The organism is Candidatus Saganbacteria bacterium (assembly GCA_016223245.1).
Lineage (GTDB): Bacteria > Margulisbacteria > WOR-1 > XYC2-FULL-46-14 > XYC2-FULL-37-10 > JACRPL01.
The window spans coordinates 23,000-45,342 of sequence record JACRPL010000023.1; the positions used below are offsets into that span (position 1 = coordinate 23,000).

At 42.8% G+C, this 22,343-nt stretch carries 23 protein-coding genes; 4 read left to right on the plus strand and 19 right to left on the minus strand.

What is annotated here, in order from left to right:
• Nucleotides 1–15 precede the first annotated feature (15 nt).
• Nucleotides 16–1,971 (plus strand): alpha-glucan family phosphorylase, encoded by a 1,956-nt coding sequence (gene glgP / locus HZC34_08240; GenBank protein ID MBI5701810.1) that lies wholly within the window; start codon nucleotides 16–18, stop codon nucleotides 1,969–1,971.
• Here the strand turns inward: glgP and HZC34_08245 are convergent.
• From HZC34_08245 to HZC34_08255, 3 genes are read right to left on the minus strand one after another with little or no spacing between them, the layout of a single operon-like run.
• On the minus strand, nucleotides 1,966–2,841 hold the full coding sequence (locus tag HZC34_08245) for a glutamate racemase (protein ID MBI5701811.1): 876 nt from the start codon (nucleotides 2,839–2,841) through the stop codon (nucleotides 1,966–1,968). The two genes, glgP and HZC34_08245, sit on opposite strands and share 6 nt — an antisense overlap.
• Entirely contained in the window at nucleotides 2,838–3,992 is a 1,155-nt protein-coding gene (locus HZC34_08250; GenBank protein MBI5701812.1) for an N-acetylmuramoyl-L-alanine amidase, read from the minus strand. Before HZC34_08250 ends, HZC34_08245 begins: the two co-directional genes overlap by 4 nt.
• Nucleotides 3,979–5,331 carry an HD domain-containing protein gene (locus HZC34_08255; GenBank protein ID MBI5701813.1) on the minus strand — a complete coding sequence of 451 codons (1,353 nt, stop codon included), beginning with the start codon at nucleotides 5,329–5,331 and terminating at the stop codon, nucleotides 3,979–3,981. The genes HZC34_08250 and HZC34_08255 overlap by 14 nt, the downstream gene beginning before the upstream one ends.
• Before the next feature lie 39 nt (nucleotides 5,332–5,370).
• Between HZC34_08255 and HZC34_08260 the strand changes: the two genes are divergently transcribed.
• Nucleotides 5,371–6,456, plus strand: a complete 1,086-nt coding sequence (locus tag HZC34_08260; protein MBI5701814.1) for a hypothetical protein — start codon at nucleotides 5,371–5,373, stop codon at nucleotides 6,454–6,456.
• Here HZC34_08260 and HZC34_08265 read toward each other — a convergent pair.
• The 3 genes from HZC34_08265 to HZC34_08275 are packed head-to-tail and all read right to left on the minus strand — an operon-like array spanning nucleotide 6,448 to nucleotide 9,060.
• Entirely contained in the window at nucleotides 6,448–7,614 is a 1,167-nt protein-coding gene (locus HZC34_08265) for a glycosyltransferase family 4 protein (protein MBI5701815.1), read from the minus strand. The genes HZC34_08260 and HZC34_08265 overlap by 9 nt on opposite strands.
• Nucleotides 7,611–8,516, minus strand: a complete 906-nt coding sequence (locus HZC34_08270; GenBank protein MBI5701816.1) for a radical SAM protein — start codon at nucleotides 8,514–8,516, stop codon at nucleotides 7,611–7,613. The genes HZC34_08265 and HZC34_08270 overlap by 4 nt, the downstream gene beginning before the upstream one ends.
• Nucleotides 8,517–8,547: 31 nt before the next feature.
• Nucleotides 8,548–9,060: a DUF2914 domain-containing protein gene (locus tag HZC34_08275; GenBank protein MBI5701817.1), complete on the minus strand. Its 513-nt coding sequence runs from the start codon at nucleotides 9,058–9,060 to the stop codon at nucleotides 8,548–8,550.
• Nucleotides 9,061–9,151: 91 nt separating this feature from the next.
• Between HZC34_08275 and HZC34_08280 the strand changes: the two genes are divergently transcribed.
• Nucleotides 9,152–9,730, plus strand: coding sequence for a transglycosylase SLT domain-containing protein (locus HZC34_08280; protein ID MBI5701818.1), 579 nt, complete (start codon nucleotides 9,152–9,154; stop codon nucleotides 9,728–9,730).
• Here the strand turns inward: HZC34_08280 and HZC34_08285 are convergent.
• From HZC34_08285 to HZC34_08295, 3 genes are read right to left on the minus strand one after another with little or no spacing between them, the layout of a single operon-like run.
• Nucleotides 9,727–10,944, minus strand: a complete 1,218-nt coding sequence (locus tag HZC34_08285) for an MFS transporter (GenBank protein ID MBI5701819.1) — start codon at nucleotides 10,942–10,944, stop codon at nucleotides 9,727–9,729. The two genes, HZC34_08280 and HZC34_08285, sit on opposite strands and share 4 nt — an antisense overlap.
• A complete protein-coding gene (recO, locus tag HZC34_08290; protein ID MBI5701820.1) occupies nucleotides 10,932–11,444 on the minus strand; it encodes a DNA repair protein RecO in 513 nt (170 codons plus the stop codon). The genes HZC34_08285 and recO overlap by 13 nt, the downstream gene beginning before the upstream one ends.
• The gene (locus HZC34_08295; protein ID MBI5701821.1) at nucleotides 11,417–13,036 is read right to left on the minus strand and encodes a hypothetical protein; all 1,620 of its coding nucleotides are present in this window, start codon (nucleotides 13,034–13,036) and stop codon (nucleotides 11,417–11,419) included. The genes recO and HZC34_08295 overlap by 28 nt, the downstream gene beginning before the upstream one ends.
• Nucleotides 13,037–13,162: 126 nt before the next feature.
• Between HZC34_08295 and HZC34_08300 the strand changes: the two genes are divergently transcribed.
• Complete coding sequence (locus HZC34_08300; GenBank protein MBI5701822.1) at nucleotides 13,163–14,539, plus strand: sigma-54-dependent Fis family transcriptional regulator; 1,377 nt, start codon at nucleotides 13,163–13,165, stop codon at nucleotides 14,537–14,539.
• On the opposite strand, the gene HZC34_08305 is transcribed toward HZC34_08300, so the two are convergent.
• The 10 genes from HZC34_08305 to rplM form a co-directional block, all read right to left on the minus strand.
• Complete coding sequence (locus HZC34_08305) at nucleotides 14,517–15,329, minus strand: patatin-like phospholipase family protein (protein MBI5701823.1); 813 nt, start codon at nucleotides 15,327–15,329, stop codon at nucleotides 14,517–14,519. The genes HZC34_08300 and HZC34_08305 overlap by 23 nt on opposite strands.
• On the minus strand, nucleotides 15,326–16,906 hold the full coding sequence (locus HZC34_08310; GenBank protein MBI5701824.1) for a phosphoglycerate dehydrogenase: 1,581 nt from the start codon (nucleotides 16,904–16,906) through the stop codon (nucleotides 15,326–15,328). Before HZC34_08310 ends, HZC34_08305 begins: the two co-directional genes overlap by 4 nt.
• Before the next feature lie 21 nt (nucleotides 16,907–16,927).
• Nucleotides 16,928–17,674 carry a Fic family protein gene (locus HZC34_08315; GenBank protein MBI5701825.1) on the minus strand — a complete coding sequence of 249 codons (747 nt, stop codon included), beginning with the start codon at nucleotides 17,672–17,674 and terminating at the stop codon, nucleotides 16,928–16,930.
• A 16-nt stretch (nucleotides 17,675–17,690) separates the two neighbouring features.
• Nucleotides 17,691–18,464, minus strand: coding sequence for a tRNA pseudouridine(38-40) synthase TruA (gene truA / locus HZC34_08320; GenBank protein ID MBI5701826.1), 774 nt, complete (start codon nucleotides 18,462–18,464; stop codon nucleotides 17,691–17,693).
• Nucleotides 18,448–19,176, minus strand: coding sequence for a nucleotidyl transferase AbiEii/AbiGii toxin family protein (locus HZC34_08325; GenBank protein ID MBI5701827.1), 729 nt, complete (start codon nucleotides 19,174–19,176; stop codon nucleotides 18,448–18,450). Before HZC34_08325 ends, truA begins: the two co-directional genes overlap by 17 nt.
• Entirely contained in the window at nucleotides 19,142–19,759 is a 618-nt protein-coding gene (locus HZC34_08330) for a hypothetical protein (GenBank protein MBI5701828.1), read from the minus strand. The genes HZC34_08325 and HZC34_08330 overlap by 35 nt, the downstream gene beginning before the upstream one ends.
• An 82-nt stretch (nucleotides 19,760–19,841) precedes the next feature.
• A complete protein-coding gene (locus HZC34_08335) occupies nucleotides 19,842–20,990 on the minus strand; it encodes an alanine--glyoxylate aminotransferase family protein (GenBank protein MBI5701829.1) in 1,149 nt (382 codons plus the stop codon).
• Nucleotides 20,987–21,322: a hypothetical protein gene (locus HZC34_08340; GenBank protein ID MBI5701830.1), complete on the minus strand. Its 336-nt coding sequence runs from the start codon at nucleotides 21,320–21,322 to the stop codon at nucleotides 20,987–20,989. Before HZC34_08340 ends, HZC34_08335 begins: the two co-directional genes overlap by 4 nt.
• 9 nt (nucleotides 21,323–21,331) lie before the next feature.
• Nucleotides 21,332–21,898, minus strand: coding sequence for a 30S ribosomal protein S9 (gene rpsI / locus HZC34_08345; GenBank protein ID MBI5701831.1), 567 nt, complete (start codon nucleotides 21,896–21,898; stop codon nucleotides 21,332–21,334).
• Between the two features lie 9 nt (nucleotides 21,899–21,907).
• Nucleotides 21,908–22,330, minus strand: a complete 423-nt coding sequence (rplM, locus tag HZC34_08350) for a 50S ribosomal protein L13 (protein MBI5701832.1) — start codon at nucleotides 22,328–22,330, stop codon at nucleotides 21,908–21,910.
• Between the last annotated feature and the right edge of the window lie 13 nt (nucleotides 22,331–22,343).

The window sequence follows — 22,343 nt, forward strand, 5'->3', positions numbered from 1 at the left end:
ATTATACTATAAATAATGGATGAAAAAATCATAAAACTTACTTGCGCAGATCCTGCCGACCACCGCTTGAACGACGATATTACGGAAACTGAATATTTTGGATATCCGTTAGAATCAATTATTAATGCCGAAGAAAGATTGGCCAACAAAGAAAACCGTTCGATCGCGTATTTCTCGATGGAATTCGGTCTGGCGCCCAGTATTTACAATAAATTGGAAAGTAAGCATCCGATCCATGAACTTAACAGGATCAAAAAGCACGAAATATTCTCAAACCTCAAAGATATGGATTATTACCATTCTTTCCTTTTCGAAGAGCTCCTGGACCTTCCAATTTACAGCGGCGGTTTGGGCGTCCTTGCTGGAGATGCCCTAAAATCTTGCGCAGACCTCAATTTATCCGTGGCTGGAGTCGGGATATTATGGAATAAAGGATATTTTAAGCAAAATTTTTGGTTCAAATACGGCCAAGTCCCCGAAGAACTGCAATGGGACCCAAAAACTTATCCCGGACTCGTCCCGCTTGATAAGTATATTACGATCCCTCTTGGCAAGTTCGGCCTCAAATTAAAGCTTTGGAAATATTACGTTTACAGCTGGGACAAAAAGAACGTAGTTCCGCTTGTTTTGATGGACGCTAACCTTCCAGAGAATCCTGATAACTTCAAAAGGCTGACAGACCAGCTTTATCGCGCAGATTATCCTTTGATAAAGATTGCCCAAAGGGCATTGCTCGGTATTGCGGGGATCAAAGCTCTTGATGCGCTAGGTTATTCGATCGATCTTTATCATTTGAACGAAGGCCATGCGGCACTTGCGTACCTTGAAGCAAAAAAGCCTCTCGCGTATACATGCCATACCCCCGTTGAAGCTGGGCACGACCGCTTCCATAAATCCGATCTTTTGAAACTTTTATCCGAGGATGAAGTATCGAAGATAATGGCGACGCCGGCGGCTGAAGGCGATATAGCTAATTTCACAAAACTTGCCATGAGTACAGCGTCTTACGTGAACACGGTAGCTCAAAAACATGGCGAAGTGACCAGGATACAATTCCCAGATTTCCGGGATAAAATATTCAGCATTACAAACGGCGTACACACCCCCACTTGGATGTCTAAATCGATTGCAGAAGTTTTGGATAAATACCAAGACAAGATCGGCCCCTGGAGACAAGATCCCGACAACCTGAAAAATGTCGTAAATCTAAAAGATAACCAACACTTCAAATTCGACCTATGGAATGCCCACCAGCATAACAAGAAGAATTTATGTAAAGTCCTAAAATATTGGCTGCTCGATGAATCCGTATTCACCGTTTGCTGGGCCAGAAGAATTGCTCCTTATAAAAGGCCAAGCCTGATCCTGCATAATCTGGAAAGGATCATCAATATCGCAAAAACCGTAGGTCCAATGCAGATAATACTTGCCGGAAAGGCGCATCCGTCCGACAACATGGGATCGACCCATATTAGAGAAATATTAAATAAGATAGATGCGCTGACAGAAAAGAGAGATATTCTAAAGGTCTTGTTCCTGGAAAATTATGATACATATATTTCAAAACTGCTTGCTTCATCTGTCGATGTTTGGCTAAATAACCCGCTTCCGCCTTTTGAAGCGTCGGGGACATCAGGAATGAAAGCTATCGCGAATGGTGTTCTTCAGCTTAGCACCAAAGACGGTTGGGTAGTTGAAGCGGCGGAAATGGGCCTTGGCCGGATCTTTGGATACTTCCCCAAGGAAGGCGAGCTTGGAAGCGAATACGATTATCATCTCGCGGAAGATTCCGACGCGTTATGCCAAAGCTTGGAAGAGATGGCGGGGCTTTACAACTGCACGATATATGAAAAAGATTTCTTTTATAAGTCGGAATGGATTGACATGATGATAAACTGCATCGCGGCAGCTTCTTTCTTTAATACGAACAGGATGATATCCGAATATAACGCGAAGATCTGGAAATTATAGTTTGATCTGCTTCGCGGAGGCAATAGGCCTTGAAAAAAGCTTGTTCCCCAACTCCAAAAATTGTTCAACTTTCCCGGTAACCAAATAACTATACTTCGCCTTATGATTTTTACTGTTCAATAATTGGTGTTTCCCCAAAACTTCCATCAATTCGTTGGCTGCATATTCTGATGGATCAACAAGCGCAACATTTGGACCGGCTATGCTTGATAAGACCTTAACCAAGTGCGGATAATGCGTACATCCGAGGATCAAAGTATCGATCCCTTCTTTTAATAGCGGCTTTAAGTATTCGACCGCAATTTTTCTTGTCTCATCGGTCTCGATAAATCCCCCCTCGATCATTGGGACAAACAAGGGGCATGGAGAGCTTAAGACCTTTGCGGTATCTTTTAACTCATGGATCGTTCCTTCATAGGCTTTGGAATTAATGGTCGCAAGAGTCGCTATGACCCCTATCTTTTGGTTATGCGTCTTATCAAGCGCGGCCTTTGCTCCCGGCCTTATAAGGGATATTATCGGGAATTTATACTTCTCTTTTAGCACAGGATAAGCGATAGATGAAGATGTCCCGCACGCCATGACAACAGCTTTGACCTTGGCTTTTTCAAAATGATCGAGGATCTCCCTGTTTATCTTAATTATCTCGTCATCCGGCCTTCCACCGTAAGGAACGCGGGCGGTATCGGCAATATAAATGATATCTTCGTGGGGAAGTAGCCTTGTTATTTGCGAGAGGACAGATAGCCCGCCGACCCCGGAATCAAAAACGCCTATCGGGGATGCTTTTTCACTCTTCGATCCGTCCTCGATCTTTTTCGAATATGAAACCACTTTATCGGATTTAATTTTTTGTATATCGCTATTCATCTTGAAAAATAATTAATTATCCCCCTAGTTACGCTGTCCGCGATCTCCTTTTTAAAGCTTTTTTTTTGGGCCAGAGCCCCTTCATGCGGATCCGTGATATATACAGGCTCGATCAAGACCGACGGCATTGTCGAATGGTGGATCGTATAGAACATTGCGCGCCTAACTCCCCTATCCTGCCTCCTCAAATTCAATACCATTTCCTTGTGCACAAGAGATGCCAGCCTAAAGCTCTGCGGGGTGTAATAATACGTTTCGGTGCCGGATATCGATCTCCCGTCGATCGAATTATAATGCACTCCAATATAAATGTCAGCTTTGGCATTTTCCGTAAAATCGACTATATCCGAAAGATCGTTCTTAATATCCAATCTCCTGGTCATAAAAACCGAAGCGCCATTTTTCCTTAATTGGTCGGAGATAAGAAAAGCGGTCTTTAATGTCAGGTCTTTTTCCCTAATGCCGTTTACTCCAAAAGCTCCGGGATCTTCCCCTCCATGCCCAGGATCAATTACTATCTTCCGCCCCTTCAGGATATTGCTTGTCTTTGCGATCCCGCTAATGATAGGTTCCAGGACTTCTATTTTTATTGGGTGGCGGGCATCTGCGCGCGTATCTTCGGGACCAGGGTATTTAACGCCCTTGTCTGTGTACATGCAAGGGATATCTACATCCGAAATCTCTATGAGCACTTCCCCTTTTCCATATAAAGAAGCGATCTCATATTTAACATTCTTTTTTAATTCGATGACAAGTCTTGCATTATCGCCTTCGGGGCTCGTTGACCTAATAACTTTGATCCTTGAGCTTTTCTTGGGTGCGGTTTCGAATTTGGACGTTTCGGAATCTTTAAAAGTTAAGACAAGCCTATCAGGGAATGCTTTAATTGTTGGGGTCACATAATCGGACGTATTGACCAATATCTCATCATAATATTTATGCCACTTGATCTCCGCGCTTTCTATCTTTACGGGCTCGGCAAAGGCAGGAACAATAAATAAAAAGCAGAACAAAACCGCAAGAGCAATAGCCCTCACCCATTTTATTCTTATTTGAAAACTATTAGATATTTCCCCTCTCCCACTGGGAGAGGGGTTGATAGAATAAAGTATCGAAACAAAATAGTCGGGTGAGGGTTTAGAAAGTTTCACGAATTAGTCTCAGGAGTTTTTTTCTTTCATTCAAGCTCGGATCATCCAATACTTTTTCCAAAAGCTTATTTAATATTTTTCCGACCTGCGGCCCCGGTTTGATCTTGAGCTCGGACATTATGTCCCTCCCATTTATCTTAAGATCGGATAGGCGTAAAGCATTCTCTTCTTTAAATACCTTGTTGATGCGTTTTTCTAAATTCTTTAAATAAGCGGCGCTAGTCCTTGCTCTCATGGCAAACATATCTGCGCGCCGCAACAAAAAAAGGTCATCGATGTTCTCGATGCCAACCCTTTTGATAAATCTTCGTATTGCAGAAGCGCCCCAGGTCTTGTCGTAGTTGAACATATGGTTTGAAACAAGGTTTGAAACTTTTTTTATGATCTCATTGCTGAACTTTAGGCGCTTTAAAATATTTTCCGCCATTTGAACGCCTTTTTTATCGTGGTTATAGAAAGTTATGCCCTTTTTACCTGCCTGCCGGTAGGCACGGCATTTTGGCTTGGCTATATCGTGAAGCAATGCGGCAAGCCTCACGATTAAGTTTTCTCTCGGGGCTCTATCGCACGAATAAAGGCTGTGAAAATATACATCATACTTATGATATCGAAGGGGCTGTTTTACTCCTTTCATTTTCACGATCTCGGGAATAAATAGCCGCATTATTTTTGCGCGATCCAAATAATCCAATCCTACAGATGGTTTTTTTGTTTTCAAGATCTTTACCAATTCATCGTGGACCCTTTCGATCGAGACCATTTTTACTACTTTTAGTACTTTAGGGATCGCATTGAATGTTTTCTTATCGATTACAAATCCAAGCTGGGCGGCAAAACGGCAAGCCCTTACCGGCCTTAAGCCATCTTCTTTGAATCTTTCGATGGAATCGCCAACTGCTCTGATAGTTTTATTTTTGAGATCTTTTATTCCTGAGAAAAGGTCAAAAAACACAAAATCGATCGGATCGTAAGCCATTGCGTTGATCGTAAAATCACGCCTTAAGAGGTCTTCTTCAAGCTTCTTTGTGAATTTAACGTTTTCAGGATGCCTTCCGTCGAAATATTTTTCGTCTTTGCGGAAAGTAGTAACTTCGAACGGAGTATTATTCAAAAGGACAGTGACTGTCCCAAATTTTATGCCGGTAGGTATTACTTTTTTGAATAATTTTGATACGACATCGGGTGTAGCGTCTGTTGTAATGTCCCATTCGTTAGGCGTAATTTTAAGCATGAGATCGCGGACGCACCCGCCGACCAAATAGCATTTATACCCGTTCGCTTTTAATGTTTTTACGATCGCAAGGGCGTCTTTATTGATCTTGGATTTTTTTAGCGGCATTTTCCAATTTTATCACAAATATATGATAAAATGATACAAATGAACACCCTTCTAAGGGCGCTTCTTGCCCTCCTTATCCTTGCAATAACTTTTTTTAATGGGGATAAGCTACTAAAGGCTATTCCACAATTCGTTCCGCATAAAGTTAAAATATTATCAAGCAAAGGGATATATGTTACATCATCGACCGCTCAAAGCAAAAAGAGCCTGGAATACATCAAAAACATCTTAAAAACACGCAATCTTGATACTATCGTATTGGACGTAAATTATATTATCGATAAAGATATTATCCCATTGATACAAGAAAAAAAACTGCATTCGGATACTCAATTGAAACCGAACACTTGGCTAAAAAACTTTACGGATGAAATGCATAAGCTGGGATACATTGTAACTGCAAGGATCGTCGTATTCAAAGACGATCATTTGATCATTGCAAGGCCCGACCTGTCCGTAATGAATCCCGGCGGGACAATAATGCGCGATCGCAAAGGCGGCCATTGGGTCGACCCATATGCCGATGAAGCCAGATTATATAAGGTTGCTATGTCGGAAGTTGCCGCATTGTCGGGGGTCGATGAGATCCAATTCGATTACATCAGATTTCCGGTAGAGGGAAACGCAAAATACACCGTGTTCCCCCATCAGAAAAAGGATGTTTCAAGAGTTGGCATCATATGCCAATTTTTGGAAGAGACAAAAGAAAGATTGAAACCATACAATGTTTCCTTGGCTGTCGATATATTCGGCGTCGCGGCATGGCAGAGCAAAAATGATGTTGAGAATTTGGGACAAGACCTAAAATTAATGGCAAAATACCTTGATATCCTATCTCCAATGCTTTACCCCTCGCATTTTCATAACGGCTATGACGGGTTCGCAAACCCGGGGTCAGAACCATATTATTTCTTGAACAGCGGTGTTAAAAGGTCGCTCGAAATACTATCTGGAGAAGCGACACAGCTGGCCCCATGGATACAGGGATTCAACATGAGATCTCCAAACTACGGCCCGGAATATATAAGGGCGCAAGTTAAGGCATGCAGGGATGCAGGGGTCAAGAGATTCCTCATCTGGAATGCCCGCAATAATTACGACGTGGTGCCGACCGACCTAAACTGACTGCTTCTTTGCTTGGGCTTCTTTGTAGATATCAACGATCTTATCAGCTATGACATTCCAATCGTATTTCTTCTCGACAAGCTCTCGTCCGCGGCGGCCCATTGCCAGCGCTTTTTCGGGGTCAGCTAATAGGCTCATTATGGCTTGAGCCAAAGCGTGAGGATCCTGCTTTGGAACAAGCAATCCAGATTGGCCTTCGTCCATAACAGCATTGGGTCCCGGGATGTCCGATGATATGACCGCGGTAAAGTTGGCCATTGCTTCGAGTTGGACTATACCGAAAGCTTCAAGGCGGTTAATTGACGGGAACACATAAACCAAAGATTCATAATAAAGCGTGATGAGCTTTTCGAACGTAGCTGTCCCCAAGAATGTGATCGCCTCGCCAATGCCAAACTGGGTCACAAGATCAAGGATATGAGCTTTTTCCTCGCCATCGCCGCAGATAACTAATTTTGTATGCGGATATTTGACCAAAACTTCGGGCATAGCCTTTACCAGATAATCGCAGCCTTTATTCCCCGCAAGCCTGCCCAAGAACAACAATTGCTTTTTGTTCTTCTTTTCAGGAGAAAGCCCAAGCTTCTTTTGTATGCTGTCGATCTTGTCGTAGAAAATACCGATCGGGGCAGTGTGGTGTGCAATATTTTTCATGACAGGCGATGTTTCTGCGTATGTTTCCGTGGTATTTATTATCGCATCGGCCTTTGGAAGAAGCATCCTCGCATACGCGTTCGAGCTTTCTTCAAATACCGGTACGAGAAATTTAGGGACAGGGATCCCCGCGAATTTTTCAGATACCGTGACATCGCAATGATAAGTGACAATTAAAGGCTGTTTTATTTTTCCGGCGACCGCCCTCAAAAACGAAAAAGCTGGGACATGGACGTGCACAATATCAAAACTTTCAATCATCTTGAGGTTGAACTGGGTGCTTACCGGCAGGTAATGGAACATGTCGATAGCGTCAAGTCTTATTACATTTATGCCTTCAGGCAGGGTTTCACGTGTTGGAGCATTTTTTTCGCGCGGAAGATTGTTGGAAATTACCGTTACTTCATGCCCTTTCATGATGAGGGCGGCTGAAAGATCCCTGACATATTTTTCGGTACCGCCTGTGTGCGGGTAGAAATACGGAACAAGCATTACAATCTTCATACTTTTTCTCCTTGTCCGCCTCTGGCGGACTTTCGGCCGTTATACCAATTGGAATAATAGTGGAGCATCCTATACTTATCAAGGCCGATTTCAAACGATGGTAGCATATAGTTTGTAAGCGTGCAACCAGAACAAATGTTTTCCCGCCCCTGCCGTCCACCCCTATTCTCAAAACATGGGGAAGCAGATGTCCCGTCGGGCAAATAAGTAATGGTTGTTTCACTTGCCCTGCACCGGGGAAAAACCGTATTATTACCGCGGTTCTTCAAAAATTCGACCTCCGCCAAATCCATTACAACGTCTTTCCTTTTGAAAAAATACGAGATATGGTCAAGCGTTCTTGCCTCGAACCGAGCCCATTGTCCGCCAAAATTATCGAGCGGATGGACAAAGAGCTTCGCTTTGACATATTGCGCAAGGTCGGCCATTTCAGGCAAATACCTTACAGAATCGCGGGTAACATTAAATTTGATCGCGGGATTTTCCCCAAGTTGCCGCGCAAGCTCGATCCCGCTTAGCACAAGATTAAAGCAATCGATCCCCCTGCTCCTGTTATGGTCGTCGCGCATTGGATAATCCAAGAAAAAAGATAAATTATCTATCAATCCTCTTATTTCTTTGGCTCTTTCACTGTAGAGGATGCCGTTTGTAGTAAGTGAAGTTATAAATCCCAGTTTTTTTGCTTGAGTTAGTATCTGTGGGAGCTCACTATATAATAAAGGTTCGCCCCCCGTGACCTCCAAGAGCTTTGCACCGCTTCGCCCTGCATCCCTTATATTCTCAAGATGTTTTGGAATTGGAGCTTCTTCAATTTTTTGATATGCCTCATTGCTCCAGATATCGTCAAATTCGCACGTGTCATTTGATCTGTAAGTTAGATAGTAAATACAAGTCTTAAGCATACAAGATATTATAGCTGAAATTTATAAAATTTTATGGAAGGATTGTAATTGATTTTCTTGAAAGAATATTCCCAGCTCCATTTACGACCCTGACTTCCCACTTTCCCGGCACCTTATTATAAAGCCCGACATAGCTCCAGCTGCTAGTTTTTATATCCGCAGAATCTTCTCCCGCAGGGCTCACAAAGACATGCCTCAAGTTGTCGCCATCTACATTCGTAAAGACATAGAGTTTATCGTGTTGGCCCTTAGATATCTCATTTATTTCGTCTATCGGCTTATTGCCCGCGGCCATTCCTGTTGAGAAAATAAAGGATCCCCCGATCGCGGAAATTGGAGCACTCGCCTCTTTTGTCGGCTCGTAAAGTTTGGTTTCTACGATCTTTTCTTGTTTAGGATCTTCTTTTGGCCGGCTCGCCAAGGAATCGCGGATCGATGTGACAATTGGAGGCAAACCGAGCAAAACAGCAAGTACAATGATAATAAGCATCACATACGGCCACTTCGGTTCCGGACTTTTGGCGTATCCTAAAAATTCAGGCATATTTGTCAATATAATAGCAAAAATGAGGATTTTTCTCAAGGCGGCCGCCCCGCAAGAAATAGCTTTAATATTACGATTATATATATAGACAATGAGCATACCAAAATGCACAACACCAAAAACCGTCAATAATATTCTTGGCTATAGCGGGCGGAATTATGCGATCCCGAGAGAATATCTTGATCTTGCGCTAAAACATTTACCAGCCCGGTTAAGAAAGCGCCTTCAAAATGCAAAAACCAAAGAAGAATACGATAAAATAATAAATGAAACTGTTGTTTTTGTTGTTTATTATTTATCGCTCATTAAGACTGAATCAAAATTTAATCCGAGAGCGCAAAACGCGTCTGGAGCCAAAGGCTTAGCACAATTAATGCCAAGAACTGCTAAAGAAATAGCTTCAAGGCTTGGCATGAAATATTTCAATTTATTTAATCCGAGCGACAGTACAAAGATCTCGATTGCATATTTTGCCGATCTATATAAAGACAAAGTGACTTTTGAAAAAGCCGTTTTGGCGTATAAGCGTGGCCCATATAGAACGGACCATCAGATAAACAGCCCGCTTTGGAGGGAAGTCAAATCTTGCGCAGATGGCGCGTTAAAACACTATCAGGGAACAATAGAAACAGAATTAAGGGGCCGGTTTTCTTTTGTGCGGCCTTCTTAAACTGTCTTAAATTTCGGCAAAAATAAGCCTGCAATACCCATAAGCAATACCATCCACCCCAGCAGCGCGATCGAAAATAATATTCCCCATACATCTGCGATAACTCCAAATATCACGACAGGAAAAGTGAAAGCGGAATTGATTACCATATTTTGGACGCCAAAAACCCTGCCTCTTATCTGCCTTGGTATCTTATGCTGAAGGATCGTTTGTATCGATGAAGTTATATAAATATTGCCCACACCCAAAAGCATTATCAGGAACGAAGCAAGATAAACTTCGTGTGTTCTTGACAGCAAAAGAAGGGCCAAGCCTGACATAATAAAACTTCCGACAACTATTGTCCCTTTTTTGAAGTAGTGGCGGATCTTTTCCAGGCTCCACATGCCGATGACCATCCCAAGCCCCACAGCTATTATCAGATATCCGAAATTTCGGCCGCCTATATTTAAAATGTCGTTTGCATATGAGATCGCGAGGACTGAAAGGGTCGAAATGGCGACCGCGGCAACAAACAGCTTGTAAAGCGAGTACCGCACAACATAGTTTCGCCTTATGAATTCAAAACCGACCCCAAGGTCCCCGAACACATGGCTTTTCTTGTGTATAATATTGGCCGGCGGCTTTAGGGGTACGACCAAGATCGATGCGGCGGAAATAAAATAACAAGTCGCCGCGGCGACAAGCGTCCCTTTTTCCGCTAAAAAATTGACAAGCGGCGCTCCAAGCCCGAATCCGACAACAGAGGATGCCATCCAAGTAAGCATGAAAAGCGAGTTTGCGATGATGAGGTTCTTCCTTTCGACAAGTTCCGGGATAGAAGATGATTCCGCTGGCGCAAAAAATTGCGCGGCGCTGTATATAAGAAGGCTCACAAAAAAAATGTGGGCAACGGATTTTGCGATAAGCGGGATGATAAGCAATATAAGGAGCCCGCGCGCGATGTCGGTCACGACCATTATCCATTTGCGGTCGAGCTTGTCGACAAGTATCCCCGCCCACGGGGCGATAATGACCGACGGAATGCCAAATGCTAAAAGAGGCAAAGATACGCCGGCATTGGACTTTGTAAGCTGATAAACGAGGATCATAAGGACATAAACAAAAATCCTATCGGCAAGCTGTGATGTTAATTGCCCAAGCCAAAGCATAAGAAAGCCTGTATTTGAAAATACCGCGCCAAATCCTGAAACTTTTGTATTTATATTTTCCATTGCCTTACATCCTCGTTCAAATGTTCGCCTATCAGTATATCAGGCGGCGCATCTCGGCGGAAGAGGCCTTCGACCCTCAAGAAGTTCACTTCGAAATATTTTACTACCCGATCGATCGGTTCTTTTAAGTCAAGCTTTCCAAGGGACAATATGATCAGCTTGAATAAATTCAGGTTTTTTTGTTTTTCATCGGTCGCTTTATGTATGATCCTCGCAAAGTAAAGCGCCGTTTTAAGATAATGAGGGTCATCGCGCAGGAATTTAAAATTTTCGATCGTTTCGCACTGGCTTAAGATATCGAGATTGCGGCCATGGGCTACGGATAAGTCCAAAAGGTTCAGAGGCTCAAGCCTCCCGCCAAACTTCGAATTTGGGCGCTTTGAGCCTTTAGCTATCGCGCTTATTTTCCCAAAATCATTTGTGAAAAAAGTGATAATGCGCGCGGTCTCGTCAAAATTCCGGCGCTGCAGCACTATTCCTTTTGTTTTATATAAAGCCATATTTTAAATGCGGCGCCCTCTCGCGGCTTGCTTTGGACTTCAATCGCGCCCCTGTGTTCCTGTATTATGCGATAAGCGGTAAACAACCCCAGCCCCGTGCCTTTTTCTTTCAAAGTAAAGAATGGGTCGAATATATTGTCTATCTTGTCCTCTGGGATCCCTATCCCGCTGTCTTTAATTACAACATAAACCCTGTCGCTTTCCTTTGAGGTCGAAACATTAAGCGCTCCGCCATGCGGCATCGCTTGCATTGAATTTAGGATCAGATTTGAAAACACTTGATATAGTTGTTCGCGGTCGGCAAAAATTTCCGGCAGGCTCGAAAGCTCTTTTTTGACCTTAATTGACAGCTTGTCGCAATTTCCGGAATAAAAAGCAAGCGCTTCATTTAGGATAGTATTGATGTCCACATATTGTTTTTCTAATTTTGGGGCTTTCCCCGCTTTTAACAGGTCTTCAACTATCCTGTTTATCCTGTCTAACTGCCTTGGCACCATTTCAACATAATCTTTCACGAATTCCGGGTCTCCAATATTTTCCGGCAAAACCTGGGTCATACCCTTGATGGAAGCCAGCGGATTCTTTATCTCATGAGCCATGCCGGCTGACATCGTGCCAAGCGCCGCCAATTTATCGGCGCGAAGCAGGCTTTGGAAAAGTTTTTGGTTCTCGTCAGATAGATCATTTATCGTTTTTTCATAATAGAAGCTTCCCTTAAAGAAAAAACGATCGACCAATTGCTGTATCCTGTCGCGCACGGGCTGAAAAACCAGCACAGACGCCGCAACGACGAACATCATGACCGAATATTCATTAAAATAATTGATCTGTTTAAAAATCCTATCGGCAAGAAGAATGATCGACGCATAAAATCCCGCAAAAAATACGGTTAGAGATGAATAAACCAGCCCTTCACGAATAACAAAATTAATATCGACAAGCTTATGCTTGATAATCGCGTATGCGGTGATCGCAATATAAATTGGCAAAGTAAATTGATTTAAAACCGGCAGATTAATTGAAAAAACCGGAAACAATGCCGTGACCCCGCCTAAAAATCCAATCAATGAAGCAATAAATGCATAGCGAAGCCTGCGATCAGAACTGCGCATTATCGCAATGAACAACTGGAAAAATCCATAGGCAAAACAAATTGTCAAATAGGCCGCAAAAATCGTATAAATAGGGCCCCCGATCGGATAATACCTGAAGCCCGAGACAGGCATGATATCTTTTACAAAAAGCGGAGTAAAATCAAAAGCAATTAATACAAAAGCAAGAATAAAGCTAAGCGCCAAAATGATCTTTTGCTTTTTTGTTTTATCGATCAAGACCAAAACAAAGTTCATGAAAAATGCGGGCACCATTACCGCCGCCCCAACATTTATCCTTGTCCACAAGAGAACGGCATCTTTACCTGAAACGACCTCCCCCATTCCCTGGCCAAATGTCCATATCGCAACCGCCAAAGAAACAAGGCTTAGTGCAATATTAGCCGGCTTATCCTTGCCTTTAATAAAAACGAAGCCAGAAAGAAACAAAGAAAGAATTGAAGTTGAAAATGTCAAAAAAGTATTAAGAGTTATTTGCACGAAGTAATTTTACCATAGAAATGACGACATATACGTCGATCAAACATCATTGTGACGACTTTTCGTCAATAATGCTATAATATGCTGGCATTGTAATTGCTGAACACTATTGTAAGGAGCGGCAAAATGACAAAAAAGTTCACGATCTTAGTTGTTGACGACGAAAAGGACATGCTTAAGACTTATGAAAATATCCTCAAAAAAGAATACAGAATAATTATATCGGAGTCAGGAATTGATGCGCTTCAAAAGATCGAAAGAAACGATGTGGACCTGGTTATTTCAGACATTAAAATGCCCCAGATGGACGGTATCGAATTATTAAAACATATAAAAGAAAAACATACGCATATCGATGTGATAATGGCTACGGCATCCAAAGATGTCGCATCGGCAGTCCAAGCAATGAAGCTTGGAGCCTACGATTATATAAACAAACCTTTTGACGTAAGCGAACTAAAATTGATAATTGAAAGGTCATTGGAAAAAATATCACTCGTCAAAGAGAACATCCAGCTTAAAGAAACGATCAAAAGCTCAAATCCTTCCCTTGATCTGATCGGGCATAATAAGGAAACACAAAAGATCAGGCAAATAATAAAAGATATAGCTCCAACTGACAGCACAGTACTTATCACAGGCGAATCGGGATCAGGGAAAGAAATAGCCGCAAGATTGATCCACAACCAAAGCAACAGGAAAAACAATCCATTTGTGGCGATAAATTGCGCCGCTATACCCGAAAATCTTCTTGAATCGGAACTTTTTGGCTATGAAAGAGGGGCTTTTACAGGGGCTATGGAGCGTCGCATCGGAAAATTTGAGCTGGCCGACTCAGGAACGCTTTTCCTCGATGAGATCGGCTGCATGAGCCCTACCCTGCAAAGCAAACTTTTGAGAATTATAGAAGACCGCAAGATAGAAAGGCTTGGCGGAAATGCGCAAATAGATATTGATGTACGGATAGTTGCCGCGACGAATATCGATTTTGAAAAAACGATTAAAGAAGGCAAGTTCCGAGAAGATTTGTATTACAGGTTGAATGTTATACCGATAAAAATGCTGCCTCTAAGGGATCGAAAAGACGATCTTGAATTGTTCATAAACTTTTTTATAGGGAAATTCAACAAAGAATTCAACAAAAATATAAGGTCTGTATCGCCGCAAGTCTATTCAAAATTAAGGGCCTATAATTTCCCGGGGAATGTGCGGGAGCTTCAAAACCTTCTAGAAAGAGCGGTCGCGCTAACAAAAGGCAACATGATCGAAGAAGAACAGATATTCGGATTAAGATATTCTTCGGGAAATATCCAAGATGAGAATAAGCCGACATCTTCAGACTTGAAAGATGCACTGGAAACTTTCGAGAAAAAAATAATACTCAACGCTTTGGCGCAATCAAGCGATAATCAAACAAAAGCCGCCGCAAAACTTGGGATAGCAAGGACTACGCTATCTTCAAGGCTTTTGGCTTTGGGGATCAGAGGGCAAGACGAGTCTTAATTTCAAGTATCCTGCTTTCGGCGGCTTCTTCTCCAGCCGCAATTAATCTTTTTGACTTGTCAAAATCAAGATGCCATATGTCTTCGGGGATATCAGGCTCGATTACAATGTCGGCAAGGTTCCGGCCATCCGAGCTTATCTTCTTCATGACCAGATCAAAAGCGCGCCCGAATATTTCAAGCGCATTATTTAGGTCGTTTTTCAGAGGGTTTGCAGGGACTACATCTACGGCTATCACAAAATCCGCCCCCATTTTTTTGGCAACAGATACCGGCAGGTTATTTGCAATGCCGCCGTCGACGAGCAGGTCATGTCCGCGCCTAAGAGGGACAAATACTCCAGGGAAAGCGGAACTTGCGGCAACACCTTTGCAAACTGGGCCATCGCGGATAATGACCTCCCTTCCGGTCTTAAGGTCGGTTGCAACCGCGGCAAATGGATATTTAAGCCCTGAAAATTGGATATCTCCGATATTCGTAGAAATAAATTTTTGGATCTCGTCGGTTGTCGCGGGGCCATGTCTTGCCATTACAAACCTGATAAACCTCGCCCATCCAAGCCTGTGGGCCGCTTTTTCCATCAAATGAGGATCCATCCCGGACGCAAAAAGGGCGCCTATTATGGATCCGGCAGAACAGCCGGCAACAAAACTTATTGGAACCTTGTGTTTTTTTAGGATTTTGATGACGCCGATGTGGGCAATGCCGCGGGCGATGCCGCCTCCAAGCGCCAACCCGACCTTCTTTTTCTTGAAAGCTAGAAGATTTGCAATATTGTCGAATATTGTCACAATTTTACAACAATCGCTCCTGAAATCCCTTCAATACTCGTTAGTTCCGATAAAACGCTGTCGGGAACTACGCTATCGATATTCAAGACCATGACGGCCTTGTCGTTGACTTTTATCCGCCCGACATCCATGCTTGCGATATTTATCTGGTTCTTGCCCAAAAAAGTCCCGACTTTCCCTATCATGCCGGGCTTATCTATGTTTGAAAGGATCAGCATATATCCTGACGGAACCGCATCTATCCTGAACCCGTCAATTGAAACAAGCCGGTCGCCCAACTTTTCAAAAACCGTCCCGCCTACTTCCCTTATGCCTTTTGCCGATTCAACTTTAACCGTGATCAAACTCGCGAAATCCTTGACTTCTTTGTTCTTGCTTTCGATGACTGCGATGCCTCTTTCTTTTGCGATAAAAGGCGCATTTACGAAATTTACGACCACATCCATCATGGGCGCAAGAAGCCCCTTTAAGATCGTTGTAGTAAGAGGAGAGACATTATGTTCGGCGACTTCGCCGGAATATTCCACTGTAACTTTCGATACGGCTCCCGAAACAATTTGGGTCGCAAGGCTTCCAAGTTTTTCCGCGATCGAAAGATAAGGTTTAACAGGTTCAATAAGCTCCGGTCGCATTGAAGGAATATTAACGGCTGACCGTGCGGCGTTTCCTTTTAAAACCTCGATTATTTGTTCTATCACATCGACCGTCACATTTATCTGCGCTTCGACAGTTGAAGCTCCCAAATGCGGGGTTACGACGATATTATCAAGCGCCAAAAGCGGATTGTCAGGCGGCGTCGGCTCTTTTTCAAAAACATCGAGGGCCGCGGCCGCTACTTGGCCACTTTTTAATGCGTCGTAAAGTGCTTTTTCGTCGATGATCCCGCCGCGGGCGACATTAACGATGCGGACCCCCTTTTTCATTTTTGCGATCATATCGGCATTGACCAGATTTGCCGTTTCTTTGGTTTTTGGGATATGGAAAGTCAAAAAATCAGAGTCTTTTATGACTTCATCGAATTTTTTAAGTTCGACTCCCAGGCTCTTGGCGTAATCTTCCGTTACAAAAGGGTCGGAACCTATAACCTTCATGCCCATTCCTTGGGCGTACGCCGCAACTCGCCTTCCGATCTTACCCAAACCAACCACTCCAAGCGTCTTATTTAGGACTTCAACACCTTTGAATGATTTCTTATCCCACACGCCCGACTTTAATTTGGAATGCGCTTGAGGGATCTGTCGGGCTATCGACATGACCATAGCCCATGTATGTTCTGCGGCAGCTACGGTATTTCCCTCGGGTGAATTTACCACGATTATGCCCATTTTTGTTGCTGTCGGAAGATCGACATTGTCGACGCCAACGCCTGCTCTTGCTATGATTTTTAATTTTTTACCCGCCTGGATTATTTTAGGGGTAACTTTTGTATCGGAACGGACAACTAGCGCATCATATTCTGGGATAATTTTCACAAGCTCATCTTCGGGAAGCCCTGTTTTCATGTCAGCGTCGATCCCTGCGTCCTTTAACATTTTGAGGCCGATCTCGGAAATTTTATCGGAAGCCAGTACTTTCATAATTATCTCCCCTCTTTAAATTCATTTAAAAGCATTAATATATTTCACTAGCGATTGTTCGGCGCATTCGCATATAAGCGTATAAAAATCATTTAATTTTTTAGAGCTATGGGCTTTTTCTAAAGCATAAATATATTCTTCCCTCCTGCTCATCGGTATTATAACCGGCGGATACCCTTTGTGGATAAATATCAAATTCATCAATAATCTCGCGGTCCTGCCATTCCCGTCTATAAATGGATGTATGGCAACAAAACCATAATGGGCGTCAGCCGCCTTTATGGCAGGATGTCCCTTGTCATTATTTAACTTCCGAATGAACTCTTTCATTTTAAATGGAACGTCCTGGGGGTGCGGAGGCAAATGATGAGAACCAGAAATATAAACCTGCTTCCCCCTATATTTTCCGGCGTTTTCATCGTCAATTTCCCTTAAAATAAGCCAATGAAGTTTTTTTACTGTTTCCTCATTGATCTTATCCGCTTTTTTGACTATAGATTCCAAGAAATCGATCGCTTTTTTATGGTTTAGCGCTTCAAGATGTTCCCGCACGGTTTTCCCGCCAATTGTAATGCCCTCTAAAATGACAAGCTTTGTTTCTCCAAGCGATAAAGAATTGCCTTCAATTGCATTGCTGTTATAAGTCCATTCGACGTCGAAATATTCTTTTAATTTTTCCAAATGTGATTTTGAAATGGGGCGAAGAGCGTCGAGTTTCTTTTTATAGGCCGTCAGTTTATCAAGCAACCGTTCAATATTTTCATTCATATAATTAATTATACCACTAAAAATTAACTTTAATAAGGCAGAGCCCTTGAGGCGGCGCGCATCTTCCCGCCTTTTTTCTGTCTTTATTCTTTAAAATTTTTGGCATTTCATCTAAAATTGGAGAGTTAAGCCCGATATCAACCAAAGTCCCGACAATATTCCTGACCATTTTATACAAAAACCCGCTGCCTTTGATCTTGCAGCTAATAACTCTTATCTTATGACCATCCCAAACTGTAATGCTTTTTTTCTTTATTGATAGTTCAAATATTTTTCGAACAAAATCTTTGTCATCCCCACCCGCCGCGCAGAAAGATTTGAAATCGTGCTTCCCGACAAGCTGTTTAGCTGCTTTCTTCATTTTGGAAAGATCGATCTTAGGCTTCACATGCCACGAAATGTTCCTTAAATGTACGGGAATATCTTTCTCATTGAATATTAAATATTCGTAAACTTTACTTTTGGGCGAAAATCGAGCATTAAAGTTATTTGGGGCTTCTTCAGATTTAATTATCCTAATATCGTCGGGCAGAAAAGTATTTAATGCGGCTTTAATTTTCGATGCGGGGATTTTATGCGATATTTCGAAGCTTATGATCTGGTTTAAGGCATGGACACCCGAATCGGTGCGGGAAGTGGCGTAAAATTGGATCTTTTTCTTGAAAAGCTTTTCTAATGCCTGTTCTATTTCGGAATAAACGGTTCGCTGTCCAGGCTGAGGCGCAAAGCCCCTAAAATTTGAGCCATCGTATTGGAGGGTTAAAACAAAATTCTTATAAATATTTACCAATCTCTTTTCTTAAAATGTTTTTAAAATTCTTCAATATTAATTGATGGCTGGCAGGCAAAAGGACTGATAATTCGCTCTTAAAATTGATCTTCTCTTTTTCAAGCAATTCAACAACTTTTCTAAGATGGGATTTGCCTATTGCCTGGTTTAATTGATGGTGCCTTAATATAAAATATAGGTCGTAATAATCCCTCGGTTTGTGCCGGTCCAAAAGCGCCGCCATTTTCCCATCTATCAATTCTTTCGGCGGCACATGCACTATCGTATATGGAGGAGCATAATCCAAAGCGATATTGGTTAGTTCTCCTTTGATCTCCCTCCTCTTGCGCAGAGACACTTCAAATTTCATGTCCTCCATGACATCAAATGCGCTGTAATGGATCAGGCCGAGATATCCGCCTGTTGTTGGTTTTGCTTCCTTATAAGTTATGTTAATGCCGTACTTCTCAACTTCGGCAAGCGCCGAGATGAACAAATCGTCTATTTCTCTATAATTAAAAATATTCAGCCCGGTAAAATCTAAATCCTCGGAAAAACGAGGGCTTTGGAAGACAATCCGCAAGGCAGTCCCGCCTTTGAAAAGAAGCTTTTCCGCCCCATTCGCCCGATATAATGCCGAAAGGAATAAGTGCTGGATGTATTCCCGCACGATATTTTTTTTATTCGTTTGGTATTTATTAATAAATTCTTGCAGGTCTTCCGGCGTCAGCATAAATTCCTTTTATTAGCTCCAACATTCTAGGCCGTTTAAAGAGCTTGGCATACTTGATAAGCATATCTTTCTTGATTTTTTTAAGATTTAATCTCTCATAATGCAGTTGTCTTTTTTTTAGATCGACAAAATACAAATAATCGGCCAATGCTTTTTCTGGTTCAGCCATTAAAACAGTGGCATAATCATGCTTTATCGGTTTATAGCCCGTAAAAAAATCTTGTTTAACATGAGAATAATGATAAACAATGCCAGCCGTTTCAAACCTGCGGCTTGCTTTAACCGTAACCGAAGTAACCCCATAGATAGTTTCTGGAATTATGTTGTAGAAAGATAACGCTGTATCAAAAGAAATATAGGACGGCCTATAAATATAATTAGCGATCAAGTATTGATCCGGCATACTGGAGGCCAGGGCATAGAGTCCGCCTTTCAGCCGGATTATTACTCCTTTTTTTGTATATCTCCACAAAAGCCTATGCGCTGCCGACTCGGAAATGTCCAAAAGCACCCTAAAATCACGCTTGGAAAAAATTTTTATCTTTTTTTTTGCTAATATTTGCTGCAGTTCTATTAGTTTCATTTTTGTGACCTTTTGGTCATGTTTCTGAAACGATTATAATCGGCTTTTTTGGGGTTGTCAAGGGGATTAACAGGGGATTTTGCTACAATAGCTCCATAGCCGCGCGGACGCCTGCGCCAAAATTGATCTTTGCGCCCAAATTCTTAAAGAGAACTTCAACTGCGACCCATGCGCCAATAATATCCAACGAATCGACATATCCTAAATGGCCGATCCTGAATATTTTGCCTTTAAGGTCGGCTTGCCCCGGAGCCACTTCAACATTAAAATTGTCGCGCATAAGTTTTCTTACTTCTTCGGCGTCCACCCCATCCGGCGGGAATATTGCGGTAACTGCTGGTGATGCATGTGGATCATCGGCTAAAAGCCTTAACCCAAGCGCTTTTGCCGCGGTCCTTAAAAGATCCCTGTTGAACCTATGCCTTGCAAATACATTTTCTCGGCCCTCTTCTTGGAGCATCTTAAGCCCCTCGCGCATGCCAAATATCAAAGATTCGGCCGGTGTGGTATATGTATGCCCTTTGGGAGCCTCTTCTTTCATAAGAGCTAAGTCCCAATAGTGTTTTGGGCACTTTGAAGTCTCAAATGCCCTCCAAGCGCGTTTTGAAAATGAGATCGCGGCGACACCGGGAGGCACCATGAACGCTTTTTGCGAACCTGAACAAACAACATCGAGATCCCACTCGTCGGTTTTAAGCGGAGCCGCCATCATTCCCGAAACCGCATCAACAATGATCAAAGTATCGGGCTGTATCCGCCTTACGGTTTTAGCCAGCGACTCAGCATCGTTTAGAACACCTGTTGAAGTTTCGTTCATCTGCATGAACACGGCTTTAACAGGGACTTTTTTAAGTTCGGATTCAAGAACTTTTGGATCTGCCGGTTTTCCTCTTTCAAACTTTACATCGTTTACATCAATGCCGTAAGCTTTGCAAATTTTTACATATCTTGCGCCGAACGCGCCAATATTTAAAATTATTGCTTTATCGCCGGGAGACAGAGTATTTACAACCGAAACTTCCATTCCGCCGGTCCCAGATGAAGGATAGATGAAGATATCATTTTTTGTTTCATAAGCCCATCGCAAGCTCTCCATCACTTCTTTCATGACATTGGAGAAAAGCGGGCTGCGGTGGCCTATCATATCGTGGTTCATCGCGGATAAAACTCTTGTAGGTATTGGGGTTGGGCCTGGGATCATGAGATTATATTTGATCGGACGTCTAGTCATACTTCGCGGCTCCAGTCAACTTCCACGTATTTCTCGCCTTTTAGGAATTTGAAAGTATGCTTACCCTTGTAGGCGTGCGACAATGCTTTGCCGATATGGGTCGCAAGATTATGCACAGAGGTTGTAACCACAATTTTGCCGTTCGCTTTATCAATGTTCATAAGCTTATGGCTAGGATTCTCTTGTTCTGCAAGCCGGCCTTCATGCTTGACCAAATTAAGTATCTCATCTTCATGGTCTTTTAAGAAAGCGCCTGAGAGCCTTAAGAGCCCGCCTTCTTCGATTGTTTTATTATCTCGGAAAGCCTCATAATGTCGATAATCTTTTGGCATAAAGCCTCCTTATCTCTTGGTATACTGGAATGCGCGCCTTGCCCTCTTTAGGCCGTATTTCTTCCTTTCCTTGACCCTCGGATCGCGCCTTAACAGGTCCGACGACCGCAATTGTACCCTGTTTTTAGGGTCTGCGGCAACTAAAGCCCTGGCAATTCCCATCCGGATCGCATCCGCCTGCGACGGGATACCCCCACCAAAAACGCTTGCTTGAATATCAAAAGAATTTTCTACATTTATTTCTTTAATGGGTTTCGCGAGCATATTGAGCAGAACTTGCCTGTTGCAAAAATATTGCTCCGGCGTTTTAGAGTTTACGGATATCTTTCCGCTTCCTTTATAAAGATAAACATGCGCAACAGACGTTTTTCTTCTTCCTGTCCCCTCAAAAACAGGGGCCTGCGGCAAAAGTTTCGGTTTTGCGGTTTTTGGCGCGTGCGGCTTATGTTCGGCTTTTGGCGCTTCTGCGGCTTTGTGCTCGACAAATGATACCGATTCTTCGGCCTTCTTTGCCCTCGGCGCTCTCTTTTTGGCCGCCGGTGATTTTTTCTTTACAACAGATTTTTTCTCGGACATATTTCCTCCCTATACTTTAAGCGGCTTGCCCGAAACTTCGGCCGAGCCTGCATGGACCGTCAATTTTTTGATCATTCGCCTGCCCAAAGGTCCCTTTGGAAGCATGCCCTTGACCGCAAAAAGGATGATCCTTCTTGGATCCCTTCTCTTTACCTCTTCCATCGTCAAAAGCTTATGGCCGCCGGGATACCCCGAATGAGTAAAATATATCTTTGATTTTCCCTTGCCGCCTGTCGCTGCGATATCTTTTGCATTTACAACAACAACATTGTCGCCCGAATCGATATGCGGAGTAAAGTCACGCTTATGCTTTCCGCGCAATACTTCGGCAACTCTTGCGGCAAGCCTGCCTAATATCTTGCCATTGGCATCTACTATATACTGTTCCCTTTTTACTTTTTCTTCTTTTAACGAGAATGTTTTACGCTTCATGTTATCTCCTTGC

Bases quoted from the DNA above. Each gene is read 5' to 3' on its own strand.
- glgP (MBI5701810.1), top strand. From the start codon at position 16: ATGGATGAAAAAATCATAAAACTTACTTGCGCAGATCCTGCCGACCAC.
- HZC34_08245 (MBI5701811.1), bottom strand. From the start codon at position 2,841: ATGAATAGCGATATACAAAAAATTAAATCCGATAAAGTGGTTTCATAT.
- HZC34_08255 (MBI5701813.1), bottom strand. From the start codon at position 5,331: ATGCCGCTAAAAAAATCCAAGATCAATAAAGACGCCCTTGCGATCGTA.
- HZC34_08260 (MBI5701814.1), top strand. From the start codon at position 5,371: ATGAACACCCTTCTAAGGGCGCTTCTTGCCCTCCTTATCCTTGCAATA.
- HZC34_08265 (MBI5701815.1), bottom strand. From the start codon at position 7,614: ATGAAGATTGTAATGCTTGTTCCGTATTTCTACCCGCACACAGGCGGT.
- HZC34_08270 (MBI5701816.1), bottom strand. From the start codon at position 8,516: ATGCTTAAGACTTGTATTTACTATCTAACTTACAGATCAAATGACACG.
- HZC34_08275 (MBI5701817.1), bottom strand. From the start codon at position 9,060: ATGCCTGAATTTTTAGGATACGCCAAAAGTCCGGAACCGAAGTGGCCG.
- HZC34_08280 (MBI5701818.1), top strand. From the start codon at position 9,152: ATGAGCATACCAAAATGCACAACACCAAAAACCGTCAATAATATTCTT.
- HZC34_08285 (MBI5701819.1), bottom strand. From the start codon at position 10,944: ATGGAAAATATAAATACAAAAGTTTCAGGATTTGGCGCGGTATTTTCA.
- recO (MBI5701820.1), bottom strand. From the start codon at position 11,444: ATGGCTTTATATAAAACAAAAGGAATAGTGCTGCAGCGCCGGAATTTT.
- HZC34_08300 (MBI5701822.1), top strand. From the start codon at position 13,163: ATGACAAAAAAGTTCACGATCTTAGTTGTTGACGACGAAAAGGACATG.
- HZC34_08310 (MBI5701824.1), bottom strand. From the start codon at position 16,906: ATGAAAGTACTGGCTTCCGATAAAATTTCCGAGATCGGCCTCAAAATG.
- HZC34_08315 (MBI5701825.1), bottom strand. From the start codon at position 17,674: ATGAATGAAAATATTGAACGGTTGCTTGATAAACTGACGGCCTATAAA.
- HZC34_08325 (MBI5701827.1), bottom strand. From the start codon at position 19,176: ATGCTGACGCCGGAAGACCTGCAAGAATTTATTAATAAATACCAAACG.
- HZC34_08330 (MBI5701828.1), bottom strand. From the start codon at position 19,759: ATGAAACTAATAGAACTGCAGCAAATATTAGCAAAAAAAAAGATAAAA.
- HZC34_08335 (MBI5701829.1), bottom strand. From the start codon at position 20,990: ATGACTAGACGTCCGATCAAATATAATCTCATGATCCCAGGCCCAACC.
- HZC34_08340 (MBI5701830.1), bottom strand. From the start codon at position 21,322: ATGCCAAAAGATTATCGACATTATGAGGCTTTCCGAGATAATAAAACA.
- rpsI (MBI5701831.1), bottom strand. From the start codon at position 21,898: ATGTCCGAGAAAAAATCTGTTGTAAAGAAAAAATCACCGGCGGCCAAA.
- rplM (MBI5701832.1), bottom strand. From the start codon at position 22,330: ATGAAGCGTAAAACATTCTCGTTAAAAGAAGAAAAAGTAAAAAGGGAA.